Below are 25,500 nucleotides of genomic sequence, written 5' to 3'. Positions count from 1 at the left end.
GGGTTTGTAATACTGTGTTGTTGGATATTCGGCTTTTTTTATTGATTAATTTTATGTAGGCCAAGGATGACCTGTCCGAGCATATTGCAGTCTTATTGTTTCGAGTTGGCGAGCGTTCCGGTTTTCGTTGATAACTTTGCCGGCGATGACGTGCGCTTTTCCGGTGAGTACGAAAGTATCGAGCGGGAGTTGGGCAAGGCTCTTTCCCCTTGTGCCACCGACGGAGTGGATTGGCACAAGGTCAAGGTCGAAAGCGAGGTAATCCTGCGTCATCACTCCAAGGATCTGCGGGTCGCTTGCTGGATGACCTGGGCGCTCTATAAGCAGGCGGCGTTCCCCGGCTTGCTGGCCGGGCTGGAGTTGGTCGGCCACCTGTGTGAATACCACTGGCCAGTGCTGCACCCGCTCAAGCCGCGTACCCGCTCGGCGGCTATCGGCTGGCTGATCGCGCAAATCGAAAAGGCGCTGGAAGGTGAATGCCGGGAGGTCGAGCAGGCGTCCGTTCTTACCGCGCTGGCGGCGCGCCTCAATGAGCTGGACAAACTGCTGGATGAGCGGCTGGCCGGTGAAGCTCCGCAGATCAGTCCGATTGCACGGCGCCTGTCGAGCTGGGCCAATCGCCCATCGGCTCGCCGGTCCGAGTCGTCCCAGGCAGCGGACATGAATGCCTGGACGCCCTCGGCTGCTTCCGGTTCATCCACCCATGGAGTTCGCATTGATGGCGAGAAGGAGGCGCAGAAAAGCCTGCGTCTGCAACAGGAACTGGCCCGTCCGTTGTGTGCCTGGTGGCTACGCCAGAAAGCGGCGACGGCCAAGGCACTGGGCTTGAGTCGGACGCTGCTCTGGCTGCCCATCGAACGGCTGCCGGAGCATGACGGCGAGCAGATCACGGCATTGAGGGCGCCACCGCTGGATACGCTGAGGATCTACGCCGAGGCCTTGGCACGCGGTGACCATGAGGCGTTGTTGCCAAAATTGGAAGCCACGCTGACCGGGGCGCCATTCTGGTTCGATGGTCTGCGCATGCTCTGGGAGTGCCTTCAGGCCTTGAGTCTGAGCCAGGCGGTGCGGGAGTTGGAGTTGCATTTTGCGCTGTTTCTCGAACGGCTTCCCGGCATCGCCGAACTGCGCTTCCACGATGGTGTGCCGTTTGCGGATGGCGCGACAAGAGGCTGGATCAGCAGCCGTGTTTTATTGCATCTGCGACCGGCTGTAGCGCCGAGTGCCCGCGATGGAGTGCCGGTCGATGCGGCCTGGGAGCAGGCGCTGCAGGACGTTCAGCCGGTATTGCTCAAGGATGGCTTCAAGTCCGCGGTCCAGTTACTGACGAAGGGCATGCAGGCGGCCCGTGGGCAGCGCGCCGTTTTTTTCTGGCAGCTGGCGCTAGTCAAGTTGTGCTTTCAGGCCAGGCAGTACGAGTTGGCCAGGTTGAAACTCGATGCCCTCGATCAACAGCTACAGGCGTCGGGATTGCAGACTTGGGAACCGGATCTGGCCGCGGAAGTATTGCATCTGCTGTATCAGTGTTTTGAAGCACTGCCTGAAACCACCGACACGCAAGAAGACAGGGCGCGGGCGTATCGCCGTCTTTGTCATCTGAATCTTGACGCGGTCATTATTTAAAATGGAAAAGAGAGTAGCCCATGGCCCGAGAATCTTCTCAACCCTTGAAGGAACGTATCAATATTACATTCAAACCAGCGCAGGGCGGCGCCGTGGAGGATGTGGAACTTCCCTTGAAACTTCTGGTGGTCGGCGATTTTGTCCAGCGTCCGGATGAACGCAAAGTTGAGGACCGAAAGCCCATCAGCATCGACAAGAACAGTTTTGACGATGTCATGGAAAAACAACAACTGCGCCTTCAGTTTAATGTACGCAACGTACTCAAGGACAACCAGCCGGCTGCGGAACTGGCGGTCGACCTGAGCGTGCGTGGCATGAAGGATTTTGGCCCGGCCCATCTCGTCGAGCAGATTCCCGAGCTCAAGGAGCTGATGGCCCTGCGCGAGGCATTGGTTGCCCTCAAGGGGCCATTGGGTAATGCGCCAGCGTTCAGGCGCGCGATAGAAGGTGTGCTTGCCGATGGACAGTTGCGCGACCGGGCACTGATTGAACTCGGCCTGGACCCTTCGCCCGCCGAACCCAACTGATAACAAGGAAGCCATTGTGACTACTAACGATACCCTGCAGCAGCACCGTGAGTTGACCTCGGACTATGGCGTGCTCGATTGCATCATCGCCGAGACGAAACTGACCCCCGAGGACGACGCCTACGAGGTGGCCAAGCGCGGCATATCCGCCTTTGTCGAGGAGTTGCTCAAACCACAGAACAGCGGCGAGCCGGTCAAAAAGGCCCTGGTCGATCGCATGATTGCGCAGATCGACATGAAGCTCAGCCGGCAGATGGATGAAATCCTGCACCATGAGCAATTCCAGTCCCTGGAGTCGTCCTGGCGTGGCCTGCACCTGCTGGTGGACCGGACCAACTTCCGTGAAAACATCAAGATCGAGCTGATGAATGTCTCCAAGCAGGATCTGCTGGAGGACTTCGAAGACTCTCCGGAAGTGACCCAGTCGGGTCTCTACAAGCATGTCTATACGGCGGAGTACGGCCAGTTCGGCGGTGAGCCGGTCGGAGCGATCATCGGCAACTATGCGTTTTCGCCCAGTGCACCCGATGTGCGAACGATGCAGTATGTCGCCAGCGTGGCGTCCATGGCCCATGCGCCGTTCATTGCCGCTGCCGGCCCACGTTTCTTCGGCCTGGAGAGCTTTACCGGGCTGCCCGACATAAAGGATCTGCGGGATCACTTCGAGGGACCGCAATTCGCCAAATGGCAGAGCTTCCGGCAGCAGGAAGATGCGCGTCACCTGGCCCTGACACTGCCACGGTTTCTGCTACGCAGCCCTTACGATCCGGAAAACAATCCGGTGAAGACCTTTGTCTACAAGGAAAACGTCAGTGGCGATCACGAGCATTACCTATGGGGCAATACCGCCTACGCCTTTGCCACCCGGCTGACCGACAGTTTTGCCCGGTACCGCTGGTGTCCGAACATCATCGGGCCGCAAAGCGGCGGGGCGGTGGAGGACCTGCCTCTGCACCATTTTGAAAGCATGGGTGAAATCGAGACCAAGATTCCTACCGAGATCCTGGTGTCGGACCGCCGAGAGTACGAATTGGCCGAGCAGGGTTTCATTTCATTGGCGATGCGCAAGGGTAGCGACAACGCCGCGTTCTTTTCGGCCAACTCCGTTCAGCAGCCGAAGTTCTTCGGCAACAGCGAAGAGGGCAAGGATGCCGAACTGAACTACAAGCTCGGTGCACAGCTGCCTTATCTGTTTATCGTCAACCGCCTGGCACATTACCTGAAAGTCCTGCAGCGCGAGCAACTGGGTTCCTGGAAAGAACGCACCGACCTGGAGCTGGAACTGAACAAATGGATACGCCAGTACGTCGCCGATCAGGACAACCCCAGTGCGGAAGTCCGCGGACGACGGCCCTTGCGGGCAGTCAACATCGCGGTCAGCGATGTCGAGGGCGAGCCGGGTTGGTACCGGATCGGCTTGAGCGTTCGACCGCACTTCAAGTACATGGGGGCCGACTTCACGTTGTCCCTGGTCGGCAAGCTCGATAAAGACCAACCGGTCTAAGGCCATGGCTTACGGCAGTCTGTTCGAACGGTTGAGTGGCCAGGCCTTGCATCGCCAGGGCTGGAGCCTGGAACGCGCGGTCAATGCGTCGGTGGCCAGCCACTTGACACGGATGCTGGGCAGTCGGCGAGGCAGCGTCCAGGCGCTGCCGGATTATGGCCTTCCGGATATCAACGATATGCGCCTGAGCCAGTACGACGTCCTGGTCGAAACCGCCCGGGCCATAGGTCAATTCATAGAAACCTATGAGCCGCGACTTTCTGCCGTTTCGGTCGTGCCCGGTTCTTCTGCGCCGGGCTCGCTGAGGCTGTCTTTCAGCATCGAGGGAATGCTCGAAGTGGGCAATCTGAAACACAGGGTCCGTTTTCTGGCGGTACTGGATGAGCGCTGCGAAGTGACCGTCAAAGCGGATGAGGAGTGAGCTGTGTCGTCGTTCAATCGATATTACCAGAGTGAGTTGAGTGCCCTGCGCACGCTCGGTCGGCGCTTTTCCGAGCGTAATCCGGCCCTGGCGCCTTTTCTGGGGGAGAGTGGCAGTGATCCGGATGTCGAGCGTTTGTTCGAAGGGTTCGCGTTTCTGACCGGGCGCTTGCGCGAACGGTTGGATGACGAACTGCCGGAACTGACGCACTCACTCATGCAACTGTTATGGCCCAACTATATGCGGCCATTGCCGGCCTTCAGTGTGCTCGAGTTCGATCCGTCGCCGTTGGCCGCGCCGGCGCTGGAGATACCTCGTCATTCGTCGGTCGAGAGCCGTGGTATCGACGGTGTGCGTTGCCGTTTTCGCACCTGCTATTCCACTGAGGTGCTGCCACTTGCCTTGAGTGCCTTGAGCTATTCGACAAAGGGTGATCGGAGCCTGTTGAGCCTGCAATTGAACATGACGGGCGAAGGTCACCTGGGGCAGCTGGAACTCAAACGCTTGCGTCTGCACCTGGCGGGTGAGCGTTATATCAGCCAGATGCTCTATCTCAATTTTTCACGTCATCTGCAAGGCATTAGTGTCGTATTACTGGGCCGTGATGGGCAGGTACTATTGGACAACGGGGGAATGCCGCAGTCGTTTTCCCTGGCGGCCCAATCGATGTCACCCGTGGGTTTCGCCGAAGACGAAGCCTTGATTCCGTACCCGCTCAACACCTTCCGCGGTTATCGCCTGTTGCAGGAGTATTTCTCCTTCAAGGAGAAGTTCCTGTTTGTCGATCTGCTCGGGCTGGAGGCCTTGAAGCAGTTCCCGGACGATGTCCTGGCCAACGTGCGTGGGTTGGAAGTTCGTTTCACGATCAAGGCGGCGGATGAGACGCGGGAGTTGCGGCCCACGCTTGAGAACATCAAGTTGTACTGCACACCCATTGTCAATTTGTTCCCGCACGATGGGTTGCCCCTGCAACTGGATGGCAAGCAGGACGAGTACCTGTTGCTGCCGACCGAGTACGAGGCCGGTCAGTGCGGTGTGTATTCGGTGGATCGCATGACCGGGTGGCGCGCGGGAGGCTTGGGTTATCGTGATTTTGTGCCTTTCGAATCCTTCGAGCACGATAGCCATTGCGGCCCGGGGCAGTCGGTCGCGCATTACACCCTGCGTCAGCGCCCTTCGTTGGCACACGACGGTCTGGACACTTATGTGCGCTTTAGCAGCGAGGGTGTGTTACTGGCCGAGACGCTATCCACTGAACTCACCTGCACCAATCAGAATCTGCCCCAGCGTCTTTCAGTGGGCGATATCTGTCATGCCGGCAGCGGTCTTCCGGAGTCCTTGAGTTTTCGCAATATCACCCCGGCCAGTCGCTTTTATCCGCCGCCCCTGGGGCAGGGCATGCTCTGGAAACTCATCAGCAACATGTCACTGAATTACTTGTCGTTGGCCAATATCACGGCACTGCGCAAGGTGCTCGAGACCTATGACTTTGCCAGTCACCACGACACGCGGCTGCAGGAAGTCAGCCAGCAGCGCCTCGCCGGTCTCAAGTCCATCCGCCATCAAGCGACCGATCGACTTTATGGCGGTCTTCCCCTGCGAGGCCTGCGCACGGAGTTGGCGATGGACCCGCAACACTTTGGCGGAGAAGGCGACCTGTTCCTGTTTGCCACGGTACTCAACGAGTTTTTCGCACTGTATGTCGGACTTAATTCATTTCATGAGTTGCACGTTCTCAGTGCCAAGGGAGAGGTTTATAAATGGACGCCACGTTTGGGGCAACAACCGCTGTTTTGAATGCGTTGACCTGTACGATTCGAGAATACACGCTGTTTCAAGCCGTCCGGGTGGTGATTACCAGATTACGTGAAGCCTACCCCGATCTGGATGAAGACAGCCTGTACGAGAAACTTGAATTTCAGGCCAACCCAAGTTTTGCTTTTCCCGGCAGTGACGTTGACAAGGTGACGTTCTTTGAAGAGGCCGGTTCGTTACGTGCGTGTTTGCGTTTCAACCTGATGGCGTTGTGTGGTGCCAGTTCTCCATTGCCGATGTTTTATGCCGAACAGGTACTTCAGGAAACAGAAACCGGACAGGCAACCCGAGCTTTCCTGGATGTCTTTCATCACCGTCTTCAACGGCTGATATTACCCGTCTGGCAGAAGTATCGTTATTACAAGCGTTTTCGCCATGGCGCCACGGATCCGCTGTCCGAACAACTTTATGCCCTGGCGGGCCTGGGGGGAGAGGATATTCGCCAGGCCGAGGAGCTGGATTGGAAGCGCCTGCTGCCCTATCTGGGGCTGCTGAGCCAGCGGGCCCATTGCGCGGCGTTGATCGAGGCAGTGCTGCGTTACTACTTCAACCGGGTTGAAATAACCATAGAGCAGTGCGTCAAGCGAACGCTGATGATTGTGCCGGATCAACGGAACCGCTTGAGTCTTGCCAACAGTTCATTGGGACATGATCTGGTGTTGGGAACCTGTGTATCGGACTGCAGTGGAAAGTTTCGTGTTCATATCAGAAACCTGGATTGGCTGGGTTTTCATGAGTTTCTTCCCGGTGGTTCCAACCATCCGATATTGAATGCGTTGGTGCGTTTTACCCTGCGTGATCCACTGAACTTCGATGTGCGTCTGGTGTTACGCGAGACGCAGCGGCGAGATTTGCATCTGGGTGCGGAAAACAGCTGTCGCCTGGGCTGGTCCAGTTGGCTGGAACCGGAAAAATCCGACGGCACGGTCACGGTTGATCACACCTTTTATTGAGCATGGCAACTATGTTGATTAACGAGGCTAGGGCTCTGGTGGCCAAACTGGCTCAGCTGGCGCGTGCAGAAGATAGCGTCTCGCTATTGCAAGAATTCGTTTGCATGGCGGGCCAGCTGAGTGTCTGCGAGTTATGCCAGTTGTACTGGCTGGACGAGCAGGACTCGACCCTGCATCTGAGTCATGAATATATACCGCAGTTCAAGAGCAGCTCGCTCGCCAGGTCCTTTCAATCTCAGGCCGTGCCGCCGTTGCTACGTTATGTCCTTGAACAAGGTCGATCGCTGTATCTGGCCGACCTTGACGACAGGCTCCATGACACCGGCTTTCTACCGGGAAGTGAACAGCCCTGGCGCTCATTGCTGTGCATTGCGTTGCCTGGGCACAAGCAGGGTGTGCTGGTTTGCGCGAGCGCCCGGCGCATCGATCCGGCCGGCCTTGAGGAAGCGCTGGGTGCGCTGGGAACGCTGGTATTGGCCCAGCTGCCACTGTTGAAATCTGCTCCACCTACTACGGCTCGTCTGCCTGTGCAGGGTACCGAGCGCTTCGGGATGATCGGCTCCAGCGCGGTCATGCAGCGAACCTGGCGGTTGATCGGCAAGGTACTGGACAACAATTTCACGGTCCTGCTGGGCGGTGAGACGGGCACTGGGAAGGAACTGGTGGCGCGTGCGATCCATGAGCATGGTGTTCGACGTAGCCGTGCTTTCGTCGTGCAGAACTGCGCCGCGGTTCCTGAGAATCTGCTGGAAAGCGAGCTGTTCGGTTTTCGCAAGGGGGCTTTTACCGGGGCTGATCGGGATCGCCGTGGCCTCTTTGACCTGGCCGATGGCGGGACCTTGTTGCTCGATGAGATCGGCGACTTGGCGTTGCCACTACAAGCCAAGCTGTTACGCGTATTGCAGGAAGGTGAAATCCGTCCCCTGGGCTGCAATGACAGCCATCGTGTAGATGTCCGGATTCTCGCGGCAACCCATCACGACCTTTCCGCATTGGTGGCCAGCGGGCGCTTTCGCGAAGATCTCTACTACCGCCTGGCACAGTTTCCCATCGAGCTGCCGCCCTTGCGTGAGCGCGAAGGCGACATCCAGCTACTGGCTCGACACTTTGCGCAAAGCACCTGCCAGCGCCTGCTACGAGCGCCGCTGCAATGGTCGCACGGGGCTATCGAGCAACTCTGTGCCTATGGTTTTCCCGGCAATGTTCGCGAGCTCAAGGCGCTGGTGGAGCGTGCCGTTCTGTTGTGCGAGGGCGATGTCCTGCTGGCCGGGCATTTTGCCTTGCATCCCGGGCGTTCTGCCCCTGGCCGCAAAAGCCTGCGCGACCGGATGGATCAGATAGAGCGAAATCTGTTGTTGACGGCCCTTCGTGAGAACGGCGGCAACAAATCCCAGGTGGCCCGTGAGTTGGAGCTGCCTCGTCGCACCCTGTTGTATCGCATGGCGCGTTTGAACATCGATCTTGCCCAGTGTGCGAGTTGAGCGGTTCTGCCTGCGTATTCGTTTTTGTTAGTGGAGAAAACAATGTCTGTTCGCCGTTGGTTATCGAGTGTGTGTCTGTTGCTGGTGATCGCTGTGCTTTGGAGTTGCAGCGGCAACTACAGATTTGACGACGAGGCCTATCGCTCGTTGGGTGACGCCACCGCGGTCGATCGCCGTTCATAGTTCAAGGAGTGCTGTTTCATGGAACTGATTTTTCATGTGTCCGCCGGACAGAGGGGAGTCGGCAGTCCCTTGCAAAGCCGTCCCTTCACCCGCGCTGGCGGCACCATCGGGCGTGCCCCCGAATGCCATTTGAGCCTTGTCGATCCGGCGCGGCATCTCTCCGGTTTTCACGCGCTGGTCAGCTATCACGATGGGGCTTTCTACCTGACCGATACCAGTCGCAACGGCATCCAGCTCAAACCCGGTGGCGCCTTCCTGGCCAGAGGACGCGAGCAGCGTATCGAGGACGGCGAAGTCTATGTGCTGGCAGGTATCGAGCTGCGCGCCAATCTGCGTCAACGGCCCTCGGTGGTCAGGCCGTTGCCTCAACCCGGGCCGGAGCTGGCGGAGGCTGTCCTGCTCGATCTCGACCCGTTGCGGGCATTGGATCAACAGGAGCGTATCTACAGTGAACTGGACCACTTGAGCGCCGCGGCCAGCGCTCGGGTGTCGATGCACTCGGATCATGCTCCCGGGCTTATGGAACGTGTGCCACTGCCCGAATGGGGCACCTCGACAGTCATTGCCAGCAGGCACTCGCCAGGGCCACCCTCGGCTGATTTCTGGCAACGTTTCGGCCGTGTGCTGGGTGTCGACCTGAGCGATCTCGATGAGCACAGCCGTGAAGACCTGGCCCTGCAGGCCGCCCGACTGGCACGGCATGTCAGCGCCACGGATTTTCTCGCGAGCTGTTCACAACTGGCTCGCCAGACCGACAGGCTTTCCCGTTCCGCGAGCCAGGGGAACGAGCATGTTTGAGATCCGCTCGTTGTTACTTGGCGCGGCTATCTGGCTGCTGTCGGGCTGCTCGGCGCTATCGCCTTTTTCGTCGGTCACCAAGCTGGACTTGCAACTGAAGGCCAGTGAGCAGTTGAACCACGACCTCAATGGGCGACCGTCACCCATCGTGTTGCGCTTGTTTGAACTCAAACACCCGGTGGCCTTCGAAAACGCCGATTTTTTCAGTCTTTACGACCGCGCCAGGGAGTCTCTTCCCCAGGATCTGATTGCCACCCAGGAGCTGGAGTTACGTCCCGGGGAAGACCTGGCGCTCAAGCTGCGCATCGCCCCGGGCAGCCGCTACGTGGGGCTGTTGGCGGCCTATCGCGATCTGCCCCACACCCGCTGGCGCCACGTCCTGACCTTGCCTGACACCCAGCGCAGCGAGATCCGACTGGTGCTCGATCACACCGGCATTCATCAAGCTTCCGGATTACCTGACCGGACGGAGCACCGACCATGAACAGACACAAAGTCATCTGGCAGGAAGGGATGTTGTTGCGTCCTCAGCATCTGCAACACAACGATCGGTACTACGACCACCAACTCAAGACCCGGACCCGCTTGTCGAGCCGTCATTTCTGGGGGTTTACCCAGGTGGAGATCGACCCGCAGTTCCTGCAGATCGGCCAGGTCGTGCTCAATCGGGCGGCCGGCGTATTGCCCGATGGCAGCTTGTTCGACAGGGAGGGCAGCCGCCAGCCCCTGATGCTGGAGATACCGGCTAACAGTGGTCCCATGCCGATCTACCTGGCGTTGCCCCTGGTCACGGGTCATCACATCGAGGCACGGTCAGCGAGCCAGGAAGAGGTATTGGCGCGTTATTGCAGTTATGAAGCCGAAGTCATGGACTCCAATGCCGGCGCGCAGACCCGCAGTTCGATCCTCTGCGCCCAACCCAATCTGCAATTGCTGGCGGGGGAGTCAGGCAACGACCAGGCCTGGGTCAAGCTGCCGTTGTGCCAGATACAGGGCAGCAATGCCGACCGGACCATCAGCCTCGACCCCGAGTTCATGCCGACGGTGATCGAAACGCAGTCCTCCGAGTTCCTGAGTGCCTGCCTCAGGGAAGTGATCGCCTTGCTGGACAATCGAGCTCACTGCCTGGCCGAGCGGATACGTTCCAATGGCAAGGTCGGCGGGGCAGAGGTGGGCGAGTTCATCATGCTGCAAATGATCAACCGTACCGAACTGTTGCTGCGCCACCATCAGGAGCAGGCCGGGCTGCACCCGGAACGCCTTTATCGCTTGCTGCTCGAAGTGCTCGGCGAGTTGACCACGTTCTCCGCCGGCTCCCGGCGTCCTGAGTTCGTGCCTGCTTATCGACACGGTGACCAGGGCGGCAGTTTTCGCGCCTTGATGGTCGAGGTGCGTCAGTTGCTGTCCATGGTCCTTGAACAGCATGCCATCGAGCTGATCCTGGAGCCCCGCCATTACGGCATCCTGGTTTCTCCCCTGGTGGACTCTGACCTGATCGGCTCCGCCACCTTCGTGATCGCCGCAAGTGCCAACTGTGGCCGCGAGCAATTGCGTCAGCGCCTGCCCGCGCACTTGAAGGTCGGCACTGTCGAGGGGCTTCGCGACCTGGTCAATCTGCACCTGCCCGGCATCCGCGTGACGCCATTACCCGTCGCGCCGAGACAGATTCCCTTTGATTCGGGCCAGACCTATTTCAGCCTGGAGCCCAATGCCCAGGAACTGGCGCAGTTGGCCCGTTCGGGTGGGTTCGCCTTTCACCAGTCGGGCGAGCTTGGTGAACTTGAACTGCATTTCTGGGCTATCAGGAGTTGAACATGCACAAGGACGAAACCCAGGCCCCCCGGGACGACCTGACGGTACTGGTCGGACTCGACGAGAGCAACGTGTTCCAGGGGCCGTTGACGGACGCCGATGCCGTACCGAAGGTCGAGCAGTTACAGGCGCGGATGATTCATGCCTCCCGCACCCGGCCGCAAGAAACCCTTACCCAGGGCATAAACCGCCTGGTGATCGCCGCGGCCGATCTGCTGGAAGAACTGGCGGCCATCAGTCGTCACGAAAGCGACCGTAGCCTGGGTGCACTACACGAGCGCCTGGTGTTGAAACTCGAGGCTTTCGAAGCACGCGCCCTGCAGTTGGAGCTGGAGGCCAGCCAGGTGATGAGCGCCCGTTATGTGCTCTGTACCGCGCTGGACGAGGCGGTCATGAGCGCTGCCGCCAGCCAGGAGGGTCATTGGTCGAAGATGAGCCTGCTCAGCCGCTTTCACAACGAGACCTTTGGTGGCGAGAAGTTCTTCCAGTTGCTGGAGCGGCTGTTGCAGGACCCGGTCAAGCACCTTTTCCTGCTGGAGCTCATGTACCTCTGCCTGGCGTTGGGTTTTGAAGGCAAATACCGCATCGCCAACCGCGGTTCCCTGGCGCTGGACGCCACCCGCGACAGTCTCTATCGACAGATTCGTCAGCTCCGCGGTGAGCCCGCCCGAGAGCTGTCGCCCTGCTGGCAGGGGGTGGGACGGCAACCGGCAAGACGGGTCCGCTCGGTCCCCGGCTGGCTGGTACCACTCTTTACCCTGACCTGCCTGGGCGTCATGTACGGCGGATTTGCCTGGGTGCTCGGGGAGCAGAGAAAGTTGGTGCTGCAACATTACCCACCGTTGAACCCGCCGATGGTCGATCTGCGCAAGGATGTGAAATGAAAAAAATGTTGAAGAGCCTGATCACCGGGCTGTGCCAGACCTGGTGCTGGAGCCTGTTGCTGGTGCTGGGCATGGCCTTGTTCATCTGGTTCGCGGGGCCCTGGCTCGCCGTGGCCGACTATCGGTTCTGGGCCGCCGCCGCGGCCCGATTGTTGAGTATCAGCGTGCTGTTCCTGGGCTGGGGGCTGTCCATGGTCGTGGTCAGTTGGCGTCGTAACCTTCGTCAGCACGCCGAGGCAGACAGGAATTCAAGCCACGCACGGCTGCTGACGCAACGCCGACTCGATAAGCGCCTGGACACTCAGCAGCAGCGTCTACAGGTATTGGTGCGACGTTTGAACAGCGCGGAACTCTATCGACGTCAGGGTAAGCAGGGACGCAAAGCGCTGCCCTGGTACCTGGTAATCGGTCCTCAAGGCGCGGGGAAAAGCACGCTGCTGGAAGGTTTTGGGCTCGAGCCCGTTCTGGGATCCGCAGACGAGGAATCCCGGATCAGCGGTGGAGATGGGCAGGATATCCAGGGCTTTTTCGCCGCGCCGGCGGTGCTGCTTGAAGCACCAGGTGGGCATTTGCAGCAACCCGACGGTGCTGTCGACAACCGAGTCTGGTCGGCGCTACTGGAGCTATTGCGTCGCCGTCGTCGCCATCAGCCGCTCAATGGTGTTCTGCTGGTGGTTTCGCTGAAAAGCCTGGACAAACTGGACGATCAGGCCGCCGACAAGCTGGCGCTGCAAGCACGTTCACGGCTGCTGGAAATACGCCGGACGTTGCATGTTGAGGTGCCGGTTTACCTGGTGTTGAGCCACGCCGATAGTTTGGCTGGTTTTGAGGAGTTCTTTGATTCCTTGTCACGGGAGGAGTGGGGGCAGGTCCTGGGTTTCAGTTTCCCCAAGACGCTGTCCAGCCCTGGAAAAGCTGTGTTTCGGGAGATGTTCGATGCCCTGTTGCAGCGCCTCAACAGCCAGTTGATTCAACGTTTGCATCAGGAACGCCTGCTCCAGCGTCGCGCACGGATTCTCGCGTTTCCCCGTCACCTGGAGCGTATCGTCACGCCACTGGGGAGCTTCATCGAGGCGGTGTTTTCAGGCAAGAGTCATTCCCGCGACCTGCGCTTGCGCGGCGTCTACCTGACGTGTGCGCGCGACCAGCGTCCAGGCTTTATCGCCGATCTGCTTGAGCAGGTGGTGTTTCCCGAGGCGCATGTCGCCGGGCTCGACGGGCGAGAGCGACGCCGTATCGAGTGGGGGCAAAAGGCAGTGTATGGCGCGGCGTTGGGGGTGCTGACCGTGTTCGGGCTGATCTGGAGCATTGGTTTTTCCTCCAATCATGAGCGTCTTGAGCGAATCCGTGAGTTTGCCCGGGAATTGACACGACACCCGCTGCTTCCGGCTACACAGGACGACGGGCAAGCCTTGCTGGCGGCGCTGGAGATCAGCTATGCCGCGACCCAGGTCTTTCCGGCGCCCGGCGAGGTACCTCTGTCCGAGCGCAACGGCCTCTACCAGGGTGGCGAAAGTCGGCCGCCGGTCGAGCGGGCCTACGAACAAACGCTGCGTGAGCGGCTGTTGCCTTACATCGCCCGTGGTCTGGAGGCTCAGGTGCGTGGTCAGCATCCTGATCGTGAAACCCTTCTCGACAGCCTGCGGGCCTACCTGATGCTGGGCCTGGTCGAGCATCGCGAAGCGTCCTGGCTCAAGGAGAAAATCCTTGTCCAGTGGTCCGCCCAGCACCAGGCACAGCCGGGCCTGCCGGGCGATCTGGAGCCGCATCTGGATCGTCTGCTGGCCCAACCGTTCAGCTATTCGCTCGACGACAACCTGGTTGCACAAACCCGCCAGTTGTTGCGCCAGGAGGCATTGGCGAGCGTGGTCTATCGCAGCTTGCGCCAGAACGGCGGCCGTCTGCCCGACTATCGCCTCAGCCAGCATCTCGGCAGCCAGGGCGCCGCCTTGGCCGGCATCGATCATAGGATTGCCGGCTTGTATACCCAGCGCGGCTATCAGCAGTTTGCCCTGAGCCTGGCCACGTCGTTGGCCGGACAGATCCAGCGTGAGCACTGGGTGCTCGGAGAACGCACGCTGAGCGCCGCCGAGTTGCGTCAATTGATGGTCGAGTTGGAGCAACTCTACTTTTCCGATTATGCACGGCACTGGGGCGAGGCGGTGGCGGCGTTGTCCCTGCAGCCGCTACTGGAGGCGAGCTTGGGCAGCGGCTACCTGACGACCTTGTCCGCGGTTGATTCGCCGTTGATCAAGACCTTGGCGCTGGTGCGAGAAAATACCCGTTTCTCGGCGGGCAGCGATGGCGAGAAGGGCACTACCGACGCCATGCCGGCCACTCCGGGCAAAGCCTTGGCAGTGCTCGCCGACCAGGCCGCGGGTGCCGTGGCAAACAGCTTGCCGAGTGCCGGTCGAGAGGCCTTGCAGCGTCGTTTCGAGCCTCTGCACCACCTGCTCGACGATGAAGGGGCACCCACGGCCGAGTTACGCATGGCCTTGCAGGCGCTGAACGAATTACAGGCTCAACTGGCGACCCTGGTGCGCGCCCATCAACCGGAACAGGCCGCTTTTGAACTGGCAAAGTCGCGAATGAGCGGCCAGCGCGATGCCATGACGCACCTGCGTACCGCCGCCGCCCGTTTGCCGGTGCCGGTAAGCGAGTGGTTCGGTGTGATCGCCGATCACAGTTGGGGACAGGTCCTGACGCTGGCCCATCAGTACGTCGACCGCCGCTACCAGCATGAGGTGTATGGCTTCTACAAGGAGTCGATTCATCAGCGTTATCCGTTTCATGCCCATAGCAGCAGCGATGTAGCCCTCAATGACTTTCGTGAGTTTTTCAAGGCCCAAGGCGTCGTCGAACGTTTCTTCAATGATTACCTGAGGCCTTTTGTCAGCCACGAGTCGGGGGCCTACCAGTTGCGTCGCGTGGATGGACTCGGGTTGCCGATGTCATCGCTGGTGCTGCAACAGATGGGGCGGGCGCAACGTATTCGCCAGAGCTTCTTCGAACCCGATTCACCGGAGCCGTCGGTTCGCTTCCGGCTAGAACCTTACACGCTGGACCCGGTGGTCAGCCGTGCCGAGTTCCGTTTCGGCAATCAGTCTATGGAGTACCGCCATGGTCCGGTGGTACCGGTGCTGTTCCATTGGCCCAGCGAAGTCGAGGATGGACGCACCAGCCTGGTATTGGAGCGGGTGGCCGAGCGTCCCGTCGGGATCGAGAAGAACACCGGGCCCTGGTCGTTGTTTCGCCTGCTGGACCTGATGCAGACCGAATACCTCAGTGGCCGTGATGTCCTGGTGATGAAGGCGGACCTGGCGGGGGCACGATTCAACTACCTGTTGGCCAGCCAGCGCTCACCGAATCCTTTTGAACTGGAAACGGTGCGGCGCTTTCAACTGCCGGCGCAACTCTGATGGTGCGCTCGAAATTCCCTTGCAGCGCCGGGCGTACCGATCCCGGCAAGGTTCGGACGCGCAACGAGGATGCGTTTCTCGACAGTACGGCCCTGGGCCTGTGGGCCGTGGCCGACGGTCTGGGGGGGCATCAATCGGGGGACATTGCCAGCCAGTTGATCGTCAACCACCTGGCGATGCTGCCACCCGAACCTGATGTGCAGTTGCGCGGCGAAGCGGTCAGGCGTTGCCTGCACTGGCTGAACCGGCGCCTGACCGAGGAGCTGACCCTGGCGTGCGACCGTCAGGGTGGAGTGATCGGCAGCACCGTGGTTGCACTGCTGGTCGAGCAGGGCAAGGGCATCTGCATCTGGGCGGGAGACAGTCGCTGTTACCTGTGGCGTGACCAATCCCTGTACCAGCTGTCGAAGGATCACTCGCTTTGGCAGCAAAGGCTCTCCGAGCAACCCGGGGGGACCGAGGGGGCAGCTCGACAGTCGGGCGATCATGCATTGACACGGGCGGTCGGTGCTCAGCCGCGTCTGAGCCTGGAGGTGTTGACGTTCGAGGTGCGTCCGGGCGACGCGTTTCTGTTATGCAGTGACGGTCTTTATCAGTCAGTGGACAACACACAGCTCAGCGGCGCCTTGGCTCTCGGCTCACCTCGCCGGGCGGTGGACCGACTGTTCGAGTGCGCGTTGGCCGGTCCGGCGCAGGACAACCTGACGGCCGTGGTCGTGCAGCGATGACGGCGCCTCGGCCCTGGCAACAGGGTTGCCTGCCAGGTCTTGAACCCTTGGCAACGGCTCGTCTCAGCGAACTGCCTTTGCTTCTGGCGCAACGTTACCGTGTCGAACGTCTGCTGGGGGCGGGTGCAATGGGGGTGGTGTACCGGGCCCGGGATCTGCTGCACGAGCAGTTCGGTGATCCGGCGCCTTGGGTGGCGTTGAAACTGCTCAATCCCGACTTTGTCGATGTCACGGATGCCAGTGCGTTGCTCTACAGCGAGTTCGCCCTGATGCGACGGCTGTGTCATCCCTGTGTGGTACGTACCTACAGTTTTGAAGTCGACACTGCTTGTGCGCGGACCTTCATGACCCAGGAGTTGATCGAGGGAATGGGCCTGGACCGGTTGCTGTGCGAGCGGCCCGAGGGCTTGTCTTGGCCTGTGTTGCAGCCTATTGCCATTGGCCTGCCGGAGGCATTGGCCCATGTGCACCAGCGCGGGGTGCTGCATGGCGATGTGAAACCCGGCAATGTCCTGTTGGCGAAGGATGGCCCGCGGCTGTTCGATTTCGGCCTGGGTCGGCCGATGGCGGGTGTGTTGCCCGGGCTGGCGCAGTTGAACCGGTCGCGCTTCAAGGCCTGGACACCGGCGTATGCGGCAGCCGAACTGCTGGAAGGGGCGCCGTTATCGGTCGCGACGGACATCTATGCCTTGGGATGCGTGCTGTATGAGCTGGCCAGCGGCATGCACCCTTTCCATCGTCTGGATGCGCTCAAGGCCAGGGACCAAGGTCTGGAGCGAACCCTGCGACGTCCGGCACAACTGCCGGGCCGTCTCTGGCCTGCCTTGCGCCAGACGCTGAGCTTCGACCCCGAGCAGCGGAGCATCAATACTGATCAGTTGCTGGAGGCGTTTCGCAAGGTCCCGCTCCGGCGCCGCTGGCCGCGCCTTTGGCTCCATTGCTAGTCCGTCTCGGCAACATCCCATCGGAGCACCTGAAGCACAAAATCAATAAAGGCCCTGACCCATTGAGTCCTACCCCAGAACAAACATCGCCACCGCCGCCACCCCCATCACGGCCGTCGCCACCCAGCCCAGGGCAATCAACGGCCGGCTTGCCGTGAAGTCACCCATCACCGATTTCTTCGACACCAGCATGATGATGACCACCATCAGCGGCACCGCCACGACCCCGTTGATCACGGCACTCCAGAACAGCGCTTTCATGGGGCTGATGGGCGAGTACTGGATGGCCAGTGCGGCAAGTACGCTGATGGCGATGATGCCGTAGAACCCCCGGGCGTCGCGCACTTTACGTTCGAGGCCTTCATTCCAGCCCAACGCTTCGGAAAGGGCGTAGGCGCCAGAGCCCGCGAGCACCGGTACGCCGATCATGCCAACGCCGAGTATGCCGAGGGCGAAGAGCAGGTAGGCGAAGTCACCGGCCAGTGGCCGCAGGGCGCTGGCGGCTTGTGCCGCGGTGTTGATGTCGGTCACGCCAGCCACGTTCAGGGTTACGGCCGTCGCGAGAATGATGAAGTAGGCGGTGATGTTGGAGTAGAGCATGCCACTCCAGGTGTCCCAGCGGATACGTTGCAACTCCTTGCGCGCTTCGCGCGGGTCTTGATTGAGCGGTGCATTCAGGGGTGGGTTCTGCATGTCCTCGACTTCTTCCGAGGTCTGCCAGAAAAACAGATAAGGGCTGATGGTCGTACCGAACATCGCGACGACCACAGCGGCAGCGGTCGCGTCCGGGGTGAAGTGGGGCCAGGCGGTACGCAGGGCGACCTGCTCCCACGGGATATGCACGGTAAACAGTACGGCGGCGTAAGCCAGCAGCGAAAGCGTCAGCCACTTCAGGAAAAACACGTAGCGGTGGTAAGGGACGAACATCTGCAGTGCCAGTGTCCCGAAGACGAAGAGCGCGGTCATGAGGTGTCGGTTGATGCCACTGACCAGTTCCGCCACCTCTCCCATGGCGGCCACGTCAGCGGCAATATTCAGGGTATTGGCGATGAGCAGGAGCAGAACGACGCTCTGTAGCACAATGGGTGGAAAGGCCGTCTTGATGTTGGCCGCGAGTCCCTTGCCGGTGACTCGGCCGAGGTTGGCGCACATCGATTGAACGGCGGCCATCAGGGGAAAAGTCAGCGGCATCGTCCACAGCATGTTCAAGCCGAATTGGGCGCCCGCCTGTGAGTAGGTGGCGATGCCGCTAGGGTCGTCGTCGGCCACGCCGGTGATGAGCCCGGGGCCCAGCTTCGACAGCGGGTGCTCTTTCAGGCGCCCCCACAGAACCCGGAAAATATTGGTACGGGGAGCGCGTTCAACGTCCATCGATACACCTCAAGAGTGCTGCGCCGGGAAGGGGGGAGTGAGCGATGCTGTTGAGGGGCAACGGTTTACACCGATGACAAGTATGGAGGTCAAGGTTGCCCACCTCTATATGAATACAGGGCTATTGTTTCAAACGTTTGATCCAGTCATAAAGGTTGGCGCCATCCCTCGACAGTTAGCTACCTGAGCGTCGGCACAGATAGTACTGGCGACGGTCATCCACCTCCAGGTCGAACAGTTTCATCCATTCACCCGACAGGCAAGGTCCATAGTGAACATCGATACCCGCATCAAATTCCGCCATCTGCTGTGTTTTCTCGAAGTGGCCCGCCAAGGCAGTCTGACGCGCGCCTCGGACAAACTGGCGATCAGCCAGCCGGCGCTTTCCAAAAGCCTCAAAGAGCTGGAAACCCTGCTGGCCACAACTCTGTTCGCGCGCAGTAAAAGCGGTGCGGTGTTGACTGAAGCCGGGGTGGCTTTTCTGCGTTATGCGGGGCCGAGTGTACAAGCGCTACGCGAGGGGGTGAACAGCCTGCGTTCCGGCGAGCATGAACCTGTCACCGCGAGGCTCGGCGTACTCTCCACCGTGGAAAGCTTGCTGGTACCGGAAGTCGTCTGCCGTTTGCACGCTCGACATCCTGCGCTGGTCGTCAGTGTGGTCACTGGGCCGAGTGCGTACCTGCTGTCCCAACTGCGGGTCGGTGAGTTGGACCTGGTGGTCGGGCGCATGACCGAGAGTCCGCAGATTCTTGGGCTGGCATTCGAACATCTGTACAGCGAGTCCATGACCCTGGTGGTGCGTAACGGCCATCCGCTATTGGCCGATTCGCGGGCGCCTAAAAATCTTGAAGACTACCCATTGGTGTTGCCATTGGCGGGGACGACGATTCGCAAGTTTGCCGACAGTCTGTTTGTGCAGCATGGCATCAGCCCGCCAAGCCAGAGACTGGAAACCCTGTCATTAACCTTGAGCCGACGTTACGTGCAGTGCAGCCAGGCGATCTGGGTGGCGCCATTCGACGCTGTACGGCAAGACCTGAGTCGAGGTGAGTTGGTGGAGCTGGAGCTGGGGATTCGCGAGCCCGGTGGTTCGGTGGGGCTGTGCAGCAATCCGGCGCTGCCGATGTCATTGGCGGCCCAGTGGTGTGTGGATGTGCTGCGCGAGGTCGGGCAGGAGTATCGAGATGGACGTTATCCGTAACCATTTGGATAGAGGGGCAATATTACGTGAGGTGATATCGGGGGGAACTGCGCCACAGACTGCAACTCGGCAGGGCGCGCAGTTGACCGGCGCCCTGCTTTTTTCGTCTTGTTACAGCAGCGACAGCGGGTAGCTGATAATCAACCGATTCTCGTCGAACTCGTTGGTGCTGTAGTCTCGACGCATGTTTGAGTTACGTAGCCTCAGCGACAGGTTTTTGAGGGTGCCTGACTGAATGACGTAAGCCAGCTCCGACTCCCGCACCCACTCCCGGCCGTTGCTGGTACTGGTGGTGTGCACGTTGTCGCCACGGATGTAGCGGTTCATTATCGTCAGGCCGGGGATGCCGAGGGCGGCGAAGTCGTAGTCATGCCGCAGTTGCCAGGAGTGCTCGCCGGCGTTGTCGAAGCTGGAGTTATAGCTGTCGTTGGCCAGTGTGCCGCCGCTGGTGCCATTGACCCGCATCCAGTTGTCGCCGTTGACCTTTTGCAGGCCGAGGTAAAAGGTGTTGGCTGCGTACCTTGCCGAAAACATCCCTGACCAGGTTTTGTTATCAAGATGACCTGCCAGATGGCTGCCATCGTCCTTTCCGGTGAAGAAACCGAGGTTGGCGCCCAGTATCCAATCGCCCATCGGCTGACGGTGAGTCAGGTTGAAATACTGCTGCTGGTAGATATCTTCCAATTGGGCATGCCACACGCCGACTTGGGTGCGATTGTCGTTGAAGGTGTATTCGGCACCACCAAAGTTGAAGCGGTCGGACGTCACCTTCGGCACGTTGAATAGCGACATGTCCTCCATGAGGCCATCGTTGCGTGGGCTGTTGCCACGGAACTGGCCGCCATAAAGCGTCAGGCCATCGATTTCCCTGGACGTGATCTGTCCCCCGCGAAAGGTTTGCGGCAGCGAGCGGCCGTCATCGGAGCGCAGGATGGGCAGTACGGGCATCCATTCTCCGACCTTCAACTCCGTCTTGGAAAAGCGCGCCTTGACGGCCACTCCAGTACGTCCGAAATCATCTGCCGGAGAGCCGTCACTGTGGATGGGCAGCAACTGCGTGCCCCCCGTGCCCTTGCTGCCATCGAGCTTCATTGAATACAGCCCCAGCACATCGACACCAAAGCCGACCGTGCCTTGGGTGAAGCCGGAACGGGCGTCGAGGATGAAGCTCTGGGTCCACTCCTGGGCAGTGCGTTGCGCGTTGGCGGGGTTGACGAAATCACGATTGATGAAGAAGTTCCGAATATTCAGATTGACGTTGGCATCGTCGATAAATCCGGCTGCCTGGGTGGTGACTGGAACAAGGACGCTGGCGGCGACAGCGGCTGGAAGTGCGCTGATGAGATGACGAATTTCGGGCATGGCAAGGGACCTTCTTATAGTTATATGAGGGCATCGAATTCGGGGCTGGTTAGTGCTTTTGAACATTTCTTGCGGGGAATGCTTCAAGAAAAGAGGCCTGGAGGGCGGCCTCTTTTACCAACAATCAAGGGTGATCAGTCCTTGATGACTTCAACATCGCGCGGGGACATGAAGTACATCCAGATCAGGGCGATGAAGTACATCGCCGGGATCATCATGAGCAGCACGCTGTAGTTGTTGTTTGTCGCGGTCAGTACCGCGCCGACGATCTGGGTCATGAACATGCCGCCAATCGCAGCGCACATGCCGCCGAAACCGAACACGGTACTGATCAGGTCCTTGGGCGTGTAATCCATCACCAGGCTCCAGATATTCGCAGTCCAGGCCTGGTGTGCGCCGACGGCCAGGGCAATGGCCAGTACCGCAATCCACAAGCCGCTGGCATTGGCGGCGAAAATCACGCCGATGATGGTGATCGCGAATATCAACATCGATAGCAGTCGCGATGTGGTCGCACGCATGCCGCGACCGATCAGCCAGGAAGAAAGGATCCCGCCGCCGATACTGCCGAAGTCGGCCGTCAACCAGATCAGCATGAGCGGAATACCCATCTGGGTAACGCTGATACCCAAGTTGTATTGCTGATTGAGGAACGGCGGCAGCCAGTACAGGTAGAACCAGAACACCGGTGCCGTGAGCGCATAGGCCAAGGCAAACGCCCAGGTGCCGCGCATACGCAGGATGCGTGAGAAGGGGACTTTGGCCGACGCCGGCTCGACGTCCTTATTGATGTAATCCAGCTCGCTTTGGCGCACGGTGGGGTGATCTTCGGGGTTGTGGTACTTCAAGCTCCACCACACCACCCAGATCAAGCCCAGCAGGCCCATGCAGATGAACGCCGCTTGCCAGCCCCATACGGACAGGATCAAGGGCAGCAGGGCAGGGGTCATCATCGCGCCAACGTTGGTCCCGGCATTGAATATGCCGGTCGCGACAGCGCGCTCACCGGCTGGGAACCACAGTCGCGTGGTCTTCATGCAGGACGGGTAGTTGGCGGCTTCGGTCAGGCCGAGAACGAAACGGCAGACCATGAAGCCGACGGCAGAGGTCGCCAGGCCATGGGCGCCCGTGGTGAAGCTCCACAGCAACACGGCCAGGAAGAACGCACGCTTGACGCCGACCCGATCGATGAAGCGGCCTTGCAGCACAAAGCCGATGGCATAACCGACCTGGAACCAGAAGTTGATGTTGGCGTAATCCATCGCCGTCCAGCTCATTTCCTTGGCGAGGAGCGGCTGCATAATGCCAAGGGCGGCGCGGTCTATGTAGTTCAGTGTGGTGGCGAAAAATACCAGGGCGAGCATGCCCCAGCGGGTTTTGCCAACGGCCATGGCATCGCGGATTTTTTCACCGATACCCGGGGGCGCCGCAGTTGTGCGGGAAGTTACTTCGGTTTGAAACATGGCTAAGGCCCTATTCTTGAAATTGTTATGAGCTGGCGGGTGACACGACCGGGGACGATTAAATTCCCAAGGCATTGGCTAACGGTGTTGCGGGCTCGTCCTATGAATGTGCAGCTAGTTTTGAGCAGCGAGCGAAACAGCGTCAATTGGCAAAGGCGGCTTCTGTTCGATAATCGAACACAAAACTAACTGGTTAGTACATTTGTGATTGTCGTGCTAATTTCTCAAGCGAATAATTCGCTGCAGCACCCAGCATGGCCCCGAACAGGCTGATCAATCCGGTGCTTTAACAGGGCGGCCCGTAGCAGCCGCATTCATCCAGGAGCCCGCAGCATGCAGCGTTCGATTGCCACCGTTTCCTTGAGCGGTACCTTGCCGGAGAAACTCGAAGCCATTGCGGCCGCGGGTTTTGACGGTGTGGAAATCTTCGAAAATGATCTCCTTTACGATGATGGCAGTCCGCGCAACATCCGGCAGATGTGTGCTGATCTGGGTATCGCTATCACCTTGTTTCAACCGTTTCGCGACTTCGAAGGCTGCCGTCGTGATCGCTTGCAGCGCAATATCGACCGCGTCGAGCGAAAGTTCGACTTGATGCAGGAGCTGGGCACCGACCTGGTTCTGGTGTGCAGTAACACCGCTACGGATTCGCTGGGCGATGAACGTATTCTTCTGGATGACCTGAGCCTGCTCGCCGAGCGCGCCGGCGCTCGAAACCTGCGGATTGGCTACGAAGCGCTGGCGTGGGGGCGTCATGTCAACACCTGGCAGCAGGTGTGGAACCTGGTACGCCAGGTCGATCATCCGGCGCTTGGCGTGCTGCTCGACAGCTTCCATACCTTGTCACTCAAGGGCGACCCCAGTGCCATTGCGCAGATTCCCGGCGACAAGATTTTCTTCGTGCAGATGGCTGATGCGCCGCTGTTGGCCATGGATGTGCTGGAGTGGAGCCGACATTTCCGCTGCTTCCCCGGCCAGGGGGAGTTTGATCTGGCCGGATTCCTCGCGCCAATCCTGCGTAGCGGTTACACCGGGCCGTTGTCGCTGGAAATCTTCAACGATGGCTTCCGTGCCGCGCCGCCTCGAGCCAACGCTGCGGACGGCCTGCGCTCGCTACTGTACCTGGAAGAAAAGACCCGCAGGCTGTTGGAGAAAGATGCCGAGCCTATCAACACCGACATACTCTTCAACCCACCTTCGGCAAGCCGCTATGACGGCGTTGAGTTCCTCGAGTTCGCGGTAGATGAAGCCCAGGGTGCACGGCTGTCCACTTGGCTGGAGAACCTCGGCTTTGCCCGTCTCGGTCAGCATCGCTCGAAAGCGGTCAGCCTGCTGGGTCAAGGCGATATCAAGATCGTGCTCAACGCCGAACCCTATTCGTTCGCCCATAATTTTTTCGAGGCGCACGGCCCTTCGCTATGTGCCATGGCGTTACGGGTCGAGAACGGCAGTGCGGCGTTGGAACGCGCGCAGATGTACAAGGGGCAGCCATACCGTGGCCTGGTCGGTCCCAACGAACGCGAGATTCCTTCCGTACGTGCGCCGGATGGCAGCCTGATCTATCTGGTTGAACCGACCGAGGCGGGCAAGTCGATCTACGACAGCGATTTCAAGTTGGACCCACAAGCGATGCCGGGAGGAGGCTTGCAGCGCATCGATCACATGGCGATGGCGTTGCCTGCGGACAGTCTCGACAGTTGGGTACTGTTCTATAAAAGCTTGCTGGACTTCGAGGCCGACGACGAAGTGGTGCTGCCCGATCCCTACGGCCTGGTCAAAAGCCGGGCGTTGCGCAGCCAATGCAGCACCGTGCGTTTGCCGCTGAACATCTCGGAAAATCGTAACACGGCGATCTCCCATGCACTGTCCAGTTATCAGGGCTCAGGGGTGCACCATATTGCATTTTCCTGTGAGGATATCTTTGCTGAAGTCAGCCGCGCCAAGGCGGCTCAGGTGCCGCTGTTGGATATCCCGCTCAATTACTATGACGACTTGGCGGCGCGCTTCGACTTCGACGATGAGTTCCTCAGCGAGCTGGCCTATTTCAACGTGCTCTATGACCGCGATGCCCAGGGTGGCGAGTTGTTCCACGTCTACACGGAGCCGTTCGGCGACCGCTTTTTCTTCGAGATCCTGCAACGCAAGAAGGGTTATGTCGGCTATGGCGCGGCCAACGTAGCGGTGCGACTGGCCGCGATGGCCAAGTCCCGTAGAGGTGCCGTGCGCCAGGCCAGGCTCTGAATGAGACTTCCTTCCGGGAGACGCTCAGCCCATAATCGGGCGACTCCAACGCGGTCGTGAGCCCAGAATGACGAATTTCGCCGATGCCGGTGCACCTCAACCCCTCGAAGCACGGCACAAAGGCCGAAAAAACAACCCGGAACAAACCCGCAAGGACATCCTCCAGGCAGCCATTGTCGAGTTTGTCAGCCTGGGTTTGTCCGGTGCGCGGGTCGACGCCATCGCCGAGCGCACGAAAACATCGAAGCGCATGATCTATTACTACTTCGGTAGCAAGGAACAGCTCTACGTTGAAGTCCTCGAGAAGCTCTACGGCGACATCAGGCGAACAGAAAGTCAGCTGCAGCTGGCCGAGCTGGAACCACTGCAAGCCATCCAGCGCCTTGTGGAGTTCACGTTCGATCACCATGACCGCAATGTCGATTTCGTACGCATCGTCGGCATCGAAAACATCCACAACGGTGCCAACGTCAAGCAGTCCCCGGCGATTCGCTCGATGAGCCATCACGTCCTGGAGACAATCAAGGAAACGTTACTGCGCGGTGAAGCCCAAGGGGTTTTTCGTCGGGGCGTAGAGGCCATCGATTTGCATATGCTGATCAGTTCCTTCTGTTTTTATCGAGTCTCCAACCGGCATACCTTCAGTGAGATATTCCAGATCGATCTCTCCGAGGAACAGATCAAGCATCGGCACAAGGCGATGATTTGCGAGTCGGTGCTGCACTACTTGCAGGCCGGCATCTGATATTCACGCTCCCGCGCGAAGACCC

At 59.6% G+C, this 25,500-nt stretch carries 20 protein-coding genes; 17 read left to right on the top strand and 3 right to left on the bottom strand.

Annotated features, from left to right (window positions below; all coding sequences use genetic code 11):
• Positions 1-66 precede the first annotated feature (66 nt).
• The 14 genes from tssA to M5B42_RS12925 all read left to right on the top strand — a co-directional run bounded on the left by tssA (position 67) and on the right by M5B42_RS12925 (position 17,092).
• Entirely contained in the window at positions 67-1,623 is a 1,557-nt protein-coding gene (gene tssA / locus M5B42_RS12990; protein ID WP_248746065.1) for a type VI secretion system protein TssA, read from the top strand.
• Between the two features lie 20 nt (positions 1,624-1,643).
• Positions 1,644-2,150: a type VI secretion system contractile sheath small subunit gene (gene tssB / locus M5B42_RS12985; protein ID WP_248746064.1), complete on the top strand. Its 507-nt coding sequence runs from the start codon at positions 1,644-1,646 to the stop codon at positions 2,148-2,150.
• A 34-nt stretch (positions 2,151-2,184) separates the two neighbouring features.
• Complete coding sequence (gene tssC / locus M5B42_RS12980; RefSeq protein ID WP_248746241.1) at positions 2,185-3,654, top strand: type VI secretion system contractile sheath large subunit; 1,470 nt, start codon at positions 2,185-2,187, stop codon at positions 3,652-3,654.
• Between the two features lie 4 nt (positions 3,655-3,658).
• Entirely contained in the window at positions 3,659-4,075 is a 417-nt protein-coding gene (gene tssE, locus M5B42_RS12975; protein WP_177098674.1) for a type VI secretion system baseplate subunit TssE, read from the top strand.
• Positions 4,076-4,078: 3 nt separating this feature from the next.
• The gene (gene tssF, locus M5B42_RS12970) at positions 4,079-5,872 is read left to right on the top strand and encodes a type VI secretion system baseplate subunit TssF (protein ID WP_248746063.1); all 1,794 of its coding nucleotides are present in this window, start codon (positions 4,079-4,081) and stop codon (positions 5,870-5,872) included.
• Positions 5,836-6,843 (top strand): type VI secretion system baseplate subunit TssG, encoded by a 1,008-nt coding sequence (gene tssG / locus M5B42_RS12965; RefSeq protein WP_248746062.1) that lies wholly within the window; start codon positions 5,836-5,838, stop codon positions 6,841-6,843. The genes tssF and tssG overlap by 37 nt, the downstream gene beginning before the upstream one ends.
• A gap of 2 nt (positions 6,844-6,845) precedes the next feature.
• Complete coding sequence (locus M5B42_RS12960; protein ID WP_248746061.1) at positions 6,846-8,324, top strand: sigma 54-interacting transcriptional regulator; 1,479 nt, start codon at positions 6,846-6,848, stop codon at positions 8,322-8,324.
• A 201-nt stretch (positions 8,325-8,525) separates the two neighbouring features.
• A complete protein-coding gene (locus M5B42_RS12955; protein WP_248746060.1) occupies positions 8,526-9,305 on the top strand; it encodes an FHA domain-containing protein in 780 nt (259 codons plus the stop codon).
• Positions 9,298-9,789 (top strand): type VI secretion system lipoprotein TssJ, encoded by a 492-nt coding sequence (gene tssJ, locus M5B42_RS12950; RefSeq protein WP_177098669.1) that lies wholly within the window; start codon positions 9,298-9,300, stop codon positions 9,787-9,789. Before M5B42_RS12955 ends, tssJ begins: the two co-directional genes overlap by 8 nt.
• Positions 9,786-11,117, top strand: a complete 1,332-nt coding sequence (gene tssK, locus M5B42_RS12945; RefSeq protein ID WP_248746059.1) for a type VI secretion system baseplate subunit TssK — start codon at positions 9,786-9,788, stop codon at positions 11,115-11,117. The genes tssJ and tssK overlap by 4 nt, the downstream gene beginning before the upstream one ends.
• Before the next feature lie 2 nt (positions 11,118-11,119).
• A complete protein-coding gene (gene icmH, locus M5B42_RS12940) occupies positions 11,120-12,001 on the top strand; it encodes a type IVB secretion system protein IcmH/DotU (RefSeq protein ID WP_248746058.1) in 882 nt (293 codons plus the stop codon).
• Positions 11,998-15,420, top strand: coding sequence for a type VI secretion system membrane subunit TssM (tssM, locus tag M5B42_RS12935; protein ID WP_248746057.1), 3,423 nt, complete (start codon positions 11,998-12,000; stop codon positions 15,418-15,420). The genes icmH and tssM overlap by 4 nt, the downstream gene beginning before the upstream one ends.
• Positions 15,417-16,148, top strand: coding sequence for a PP2C family serine/threonine-protein phosphatase (locus M5B42_RS12930; RefSeq protein WP_248746240.1), 732 nt, complete (start codon positions 15,417-15,419; stop codon positions 16,146-16,148). Before tssM ends, M5B42_RS12930 begins: the two co-directional genes overlap by 4 nt.
• 47 nt (positions 16,149-16,195) lie before the next feature.
• Positions 16,196-17,092 (top strand): serine/threonine-protein kinase, encoded by an 897-nt coding sequence (locus M5B42_RS12925; RefSeq protein ID WP_248746056.1) that lies wholly within the window; start codon positions 16,196-16,198, stop codon positions 17,090-17,092.
• Between the two features lie 69 nt (positions 17,093-17,161).
• Here the strand turns inward: M5B42_RS12925 and M5B42_RS12920 are convergent, their stop codons facing one another.
• On the bottom strand, positions 17,162-18,463 hold the full coding sequence (locus tag M5B42_RS12920) for a divalent metal cation transporter (protein ID WP_248746055.1): 1,302 nt from the start codon (positions 18,461-18,463) through the stop codon (positions 17,162-17,164).
• Positions 18,464-18,734: 271 nt separating this feature from the next.
• On the opposite strand from M5B42_RS12920, the gene pcaQ reads away from it, so the two are divergent.
• Positions 18,735-19,664, top strand: coding sequence for a pca operon transcription factor PcaQ (gene pcaQ, locus M5B42_RS12915; protein WP_248746054.1), 930 nt, complete (start codon positions 18,735-18,737; stop codon positions 19,662-19,664).
• Positions 19,665-19,775: 111 nt separating this feature from the next.
• Here pcaQ and M5B42_RS12910 read toward each other — a convergent pair whose 3' ends face one another.
• Both M5B42_RS12910 and M5B42_RS12905 read right to left on the bottom strand, forming a co-directional pair.
• Positions 19,776-21,026, bottom strand: coding sequence for an OprD family porin (locus M5B42_RS12910; protein ID WP_248746053.1), 1,251 nt, complete (start codon positions 21,024-21,026; stop codon positions 19,776-19,778).
• A gap of 134 nt (positions 21,027-21,160) precedes the next feature.
• Positions 21,161-22,489, bottom strand: coding sequence for an MFS transporter (locus tag M5B42_RS12905; RefSeq protein WP_103494877.1), 1,329 nt, complete (start codon positions 22,487-22,489; stop codon positions 21,161-21,163).
• Positions 22,490-22,822: 333 nt separating this feature from the next.
• Between M5B42_RS12905 and quiC the strand changes: the two genes are divergently transcribed.
• Complete coding sequence (gene quiC, locus M5B42_RS12900; RefSeq protein WP_248746052.1) at positions 22,823-24,730, top strand: 3-dehydroshikimate dehydratase QuiC; 1,908 nt, start codon at positions 22,823-22,825, stop codon at positions 24,728-24,730.
• 67 nt (positions 24,731-24,797) lie between these two features.
• Positions 24,798-25,475 carry a TetR family transcriptional regulator gene (locus M5B42_RS12895; RefSeq protein WP_103494875.1) on the top strand — a complete coding sequence of 226 codons (678 nt, stop codon included), beginning with the start codon at positions 24,798-24,800 and terminating at the stop codon, positions 25,473-25,475.
• The last annotated feature ends 25 nt before the right edge of the window (positions 25,476-25,500 follow it).

The sequence above is a fragment of the Pseudomonas sp. MWU12-2037 genome (genome assembly GCF_023242345.1).
GTDB lineage: Bacteria > Pseudomonadota > Gammaproteobacteria > Pseudomonadales > Pseudomonadaceae > Aquipseudomonas > Aquipseudomonas gingeri_D.
Note: the sequence above shows the minus strand (reverse complement) of the source record. Positions and strands in the feature narration are given on the sequence as shown.

What these genes read in the sequence shown, in the direction of transcription:
- tssA (WP_248746065.1), top strand. Translation starts at nt 67, where the DNA reads ATGACCTGTCCGAGCATATTGCAGTCTTATTGTTTCGAGTTGGCGAGC.
- tssB (WP_248746064.1), top strand. Translation starts at nt 1,644, where the DNA reads ATGGCCCGAGAATCTTCTCAACCCTTGAAGGAACGTATCAATATTACA.
- tssE (WP_177098674.1), top strand. Translation starts at nt 3,659, where the DNA reads ATGGCTTACGGCAGTCTGTTCGAACGGTTGAGTGGCCAGGCCTTGCAT.
- tssG (WP_248746062.1), top strand. Translation starts at nt 5,836, where the DNA reads ATGGACGCCACGTTTGGGGCAACAACCGCTGTTTTGAATGCGTTGACC.
- M5B42_RS12960 (WP_248746061.1), top strand. Translation starts at nt 6,846, where the DNA reads ATGGCAACTATGTTGATTAACGAGGCTAGGGCTCTGGTGGCCAAACTG.
- M5B42_RS12955 (WP_248746060.1), top strand. Translation starts at nt 8,526, where the DNA reads ATGGAACTGATTTTTCATGTGTCCGCCGGACAGAGGGGAGTCGGCAGT.
- tssJ (WP_177098669.1), top strand. Translation starts at nt 9,298, where the DNA reads ATGTTTGAGATCCGCTCGTTGTTACTTGGCGCGGCTATCTGGCTGCTG.
- tssK (WP_248746059.1), top strand. Translation starts at nt 9,786, where the DNA reads ATGAACAGACACAAAGTCATCTGGCAGGAAGGGATGTTGTTGCGTCCT.
- icmH (WP_248746058.1), top strand. Translation starts at nt 11,120, where the DNA reads ATGCACAAGGACGAAACCCAGGCCCCCCGGGACGACCTGACGGTACTG.
- tssM (WP_248746057.1), top strand. Translation starts at nt 11,998, where the DNA reads ATGAAAAAAATGTTGAAGAGCCTGATCACCGGGCTGTGCCAGACCTGG.
- M5B42_RS12920 (WP_248746055.1), bottom strand. Translation starts at nt 18,463, where the DNA reads ATGGACGTTGAACGCGCTCCCCGTACCAATATTTTCCGGGTTCTGTGG.
- M5B42_RS12910 (WP_248746053.1), bottom strand. Translation starts at nt 21,026, where the DNA reads ATGCCCGAAATTCGTCATCTCATCAGCGCACTTCCAGCCGCTGTCGCC.
- M5B42_RS12905 (WP_103494877.1), bottom strand. Translation starts at nt 22,489, where the DNA reads ATGTTTCAAACCGAAGTAACTTCCCGCACAACTGCGGCGCCCCCGGGT.
- quiC (WP_248746052.1), top strand. Translation starts at nt 22,823, where the DNA reads ATGCAGCGTTCGATTGCCACCGTTTCCTTGAGCGGTACCTTGCCGGAG.
- M5B42_RS12895 (WP_103494875.1), top strand. Translation starts at nt 24,798, where the DNA reads ATGACGAATTTCGCCGATGCCGGTGCACCTCAACCCCTCGAAGCACGG.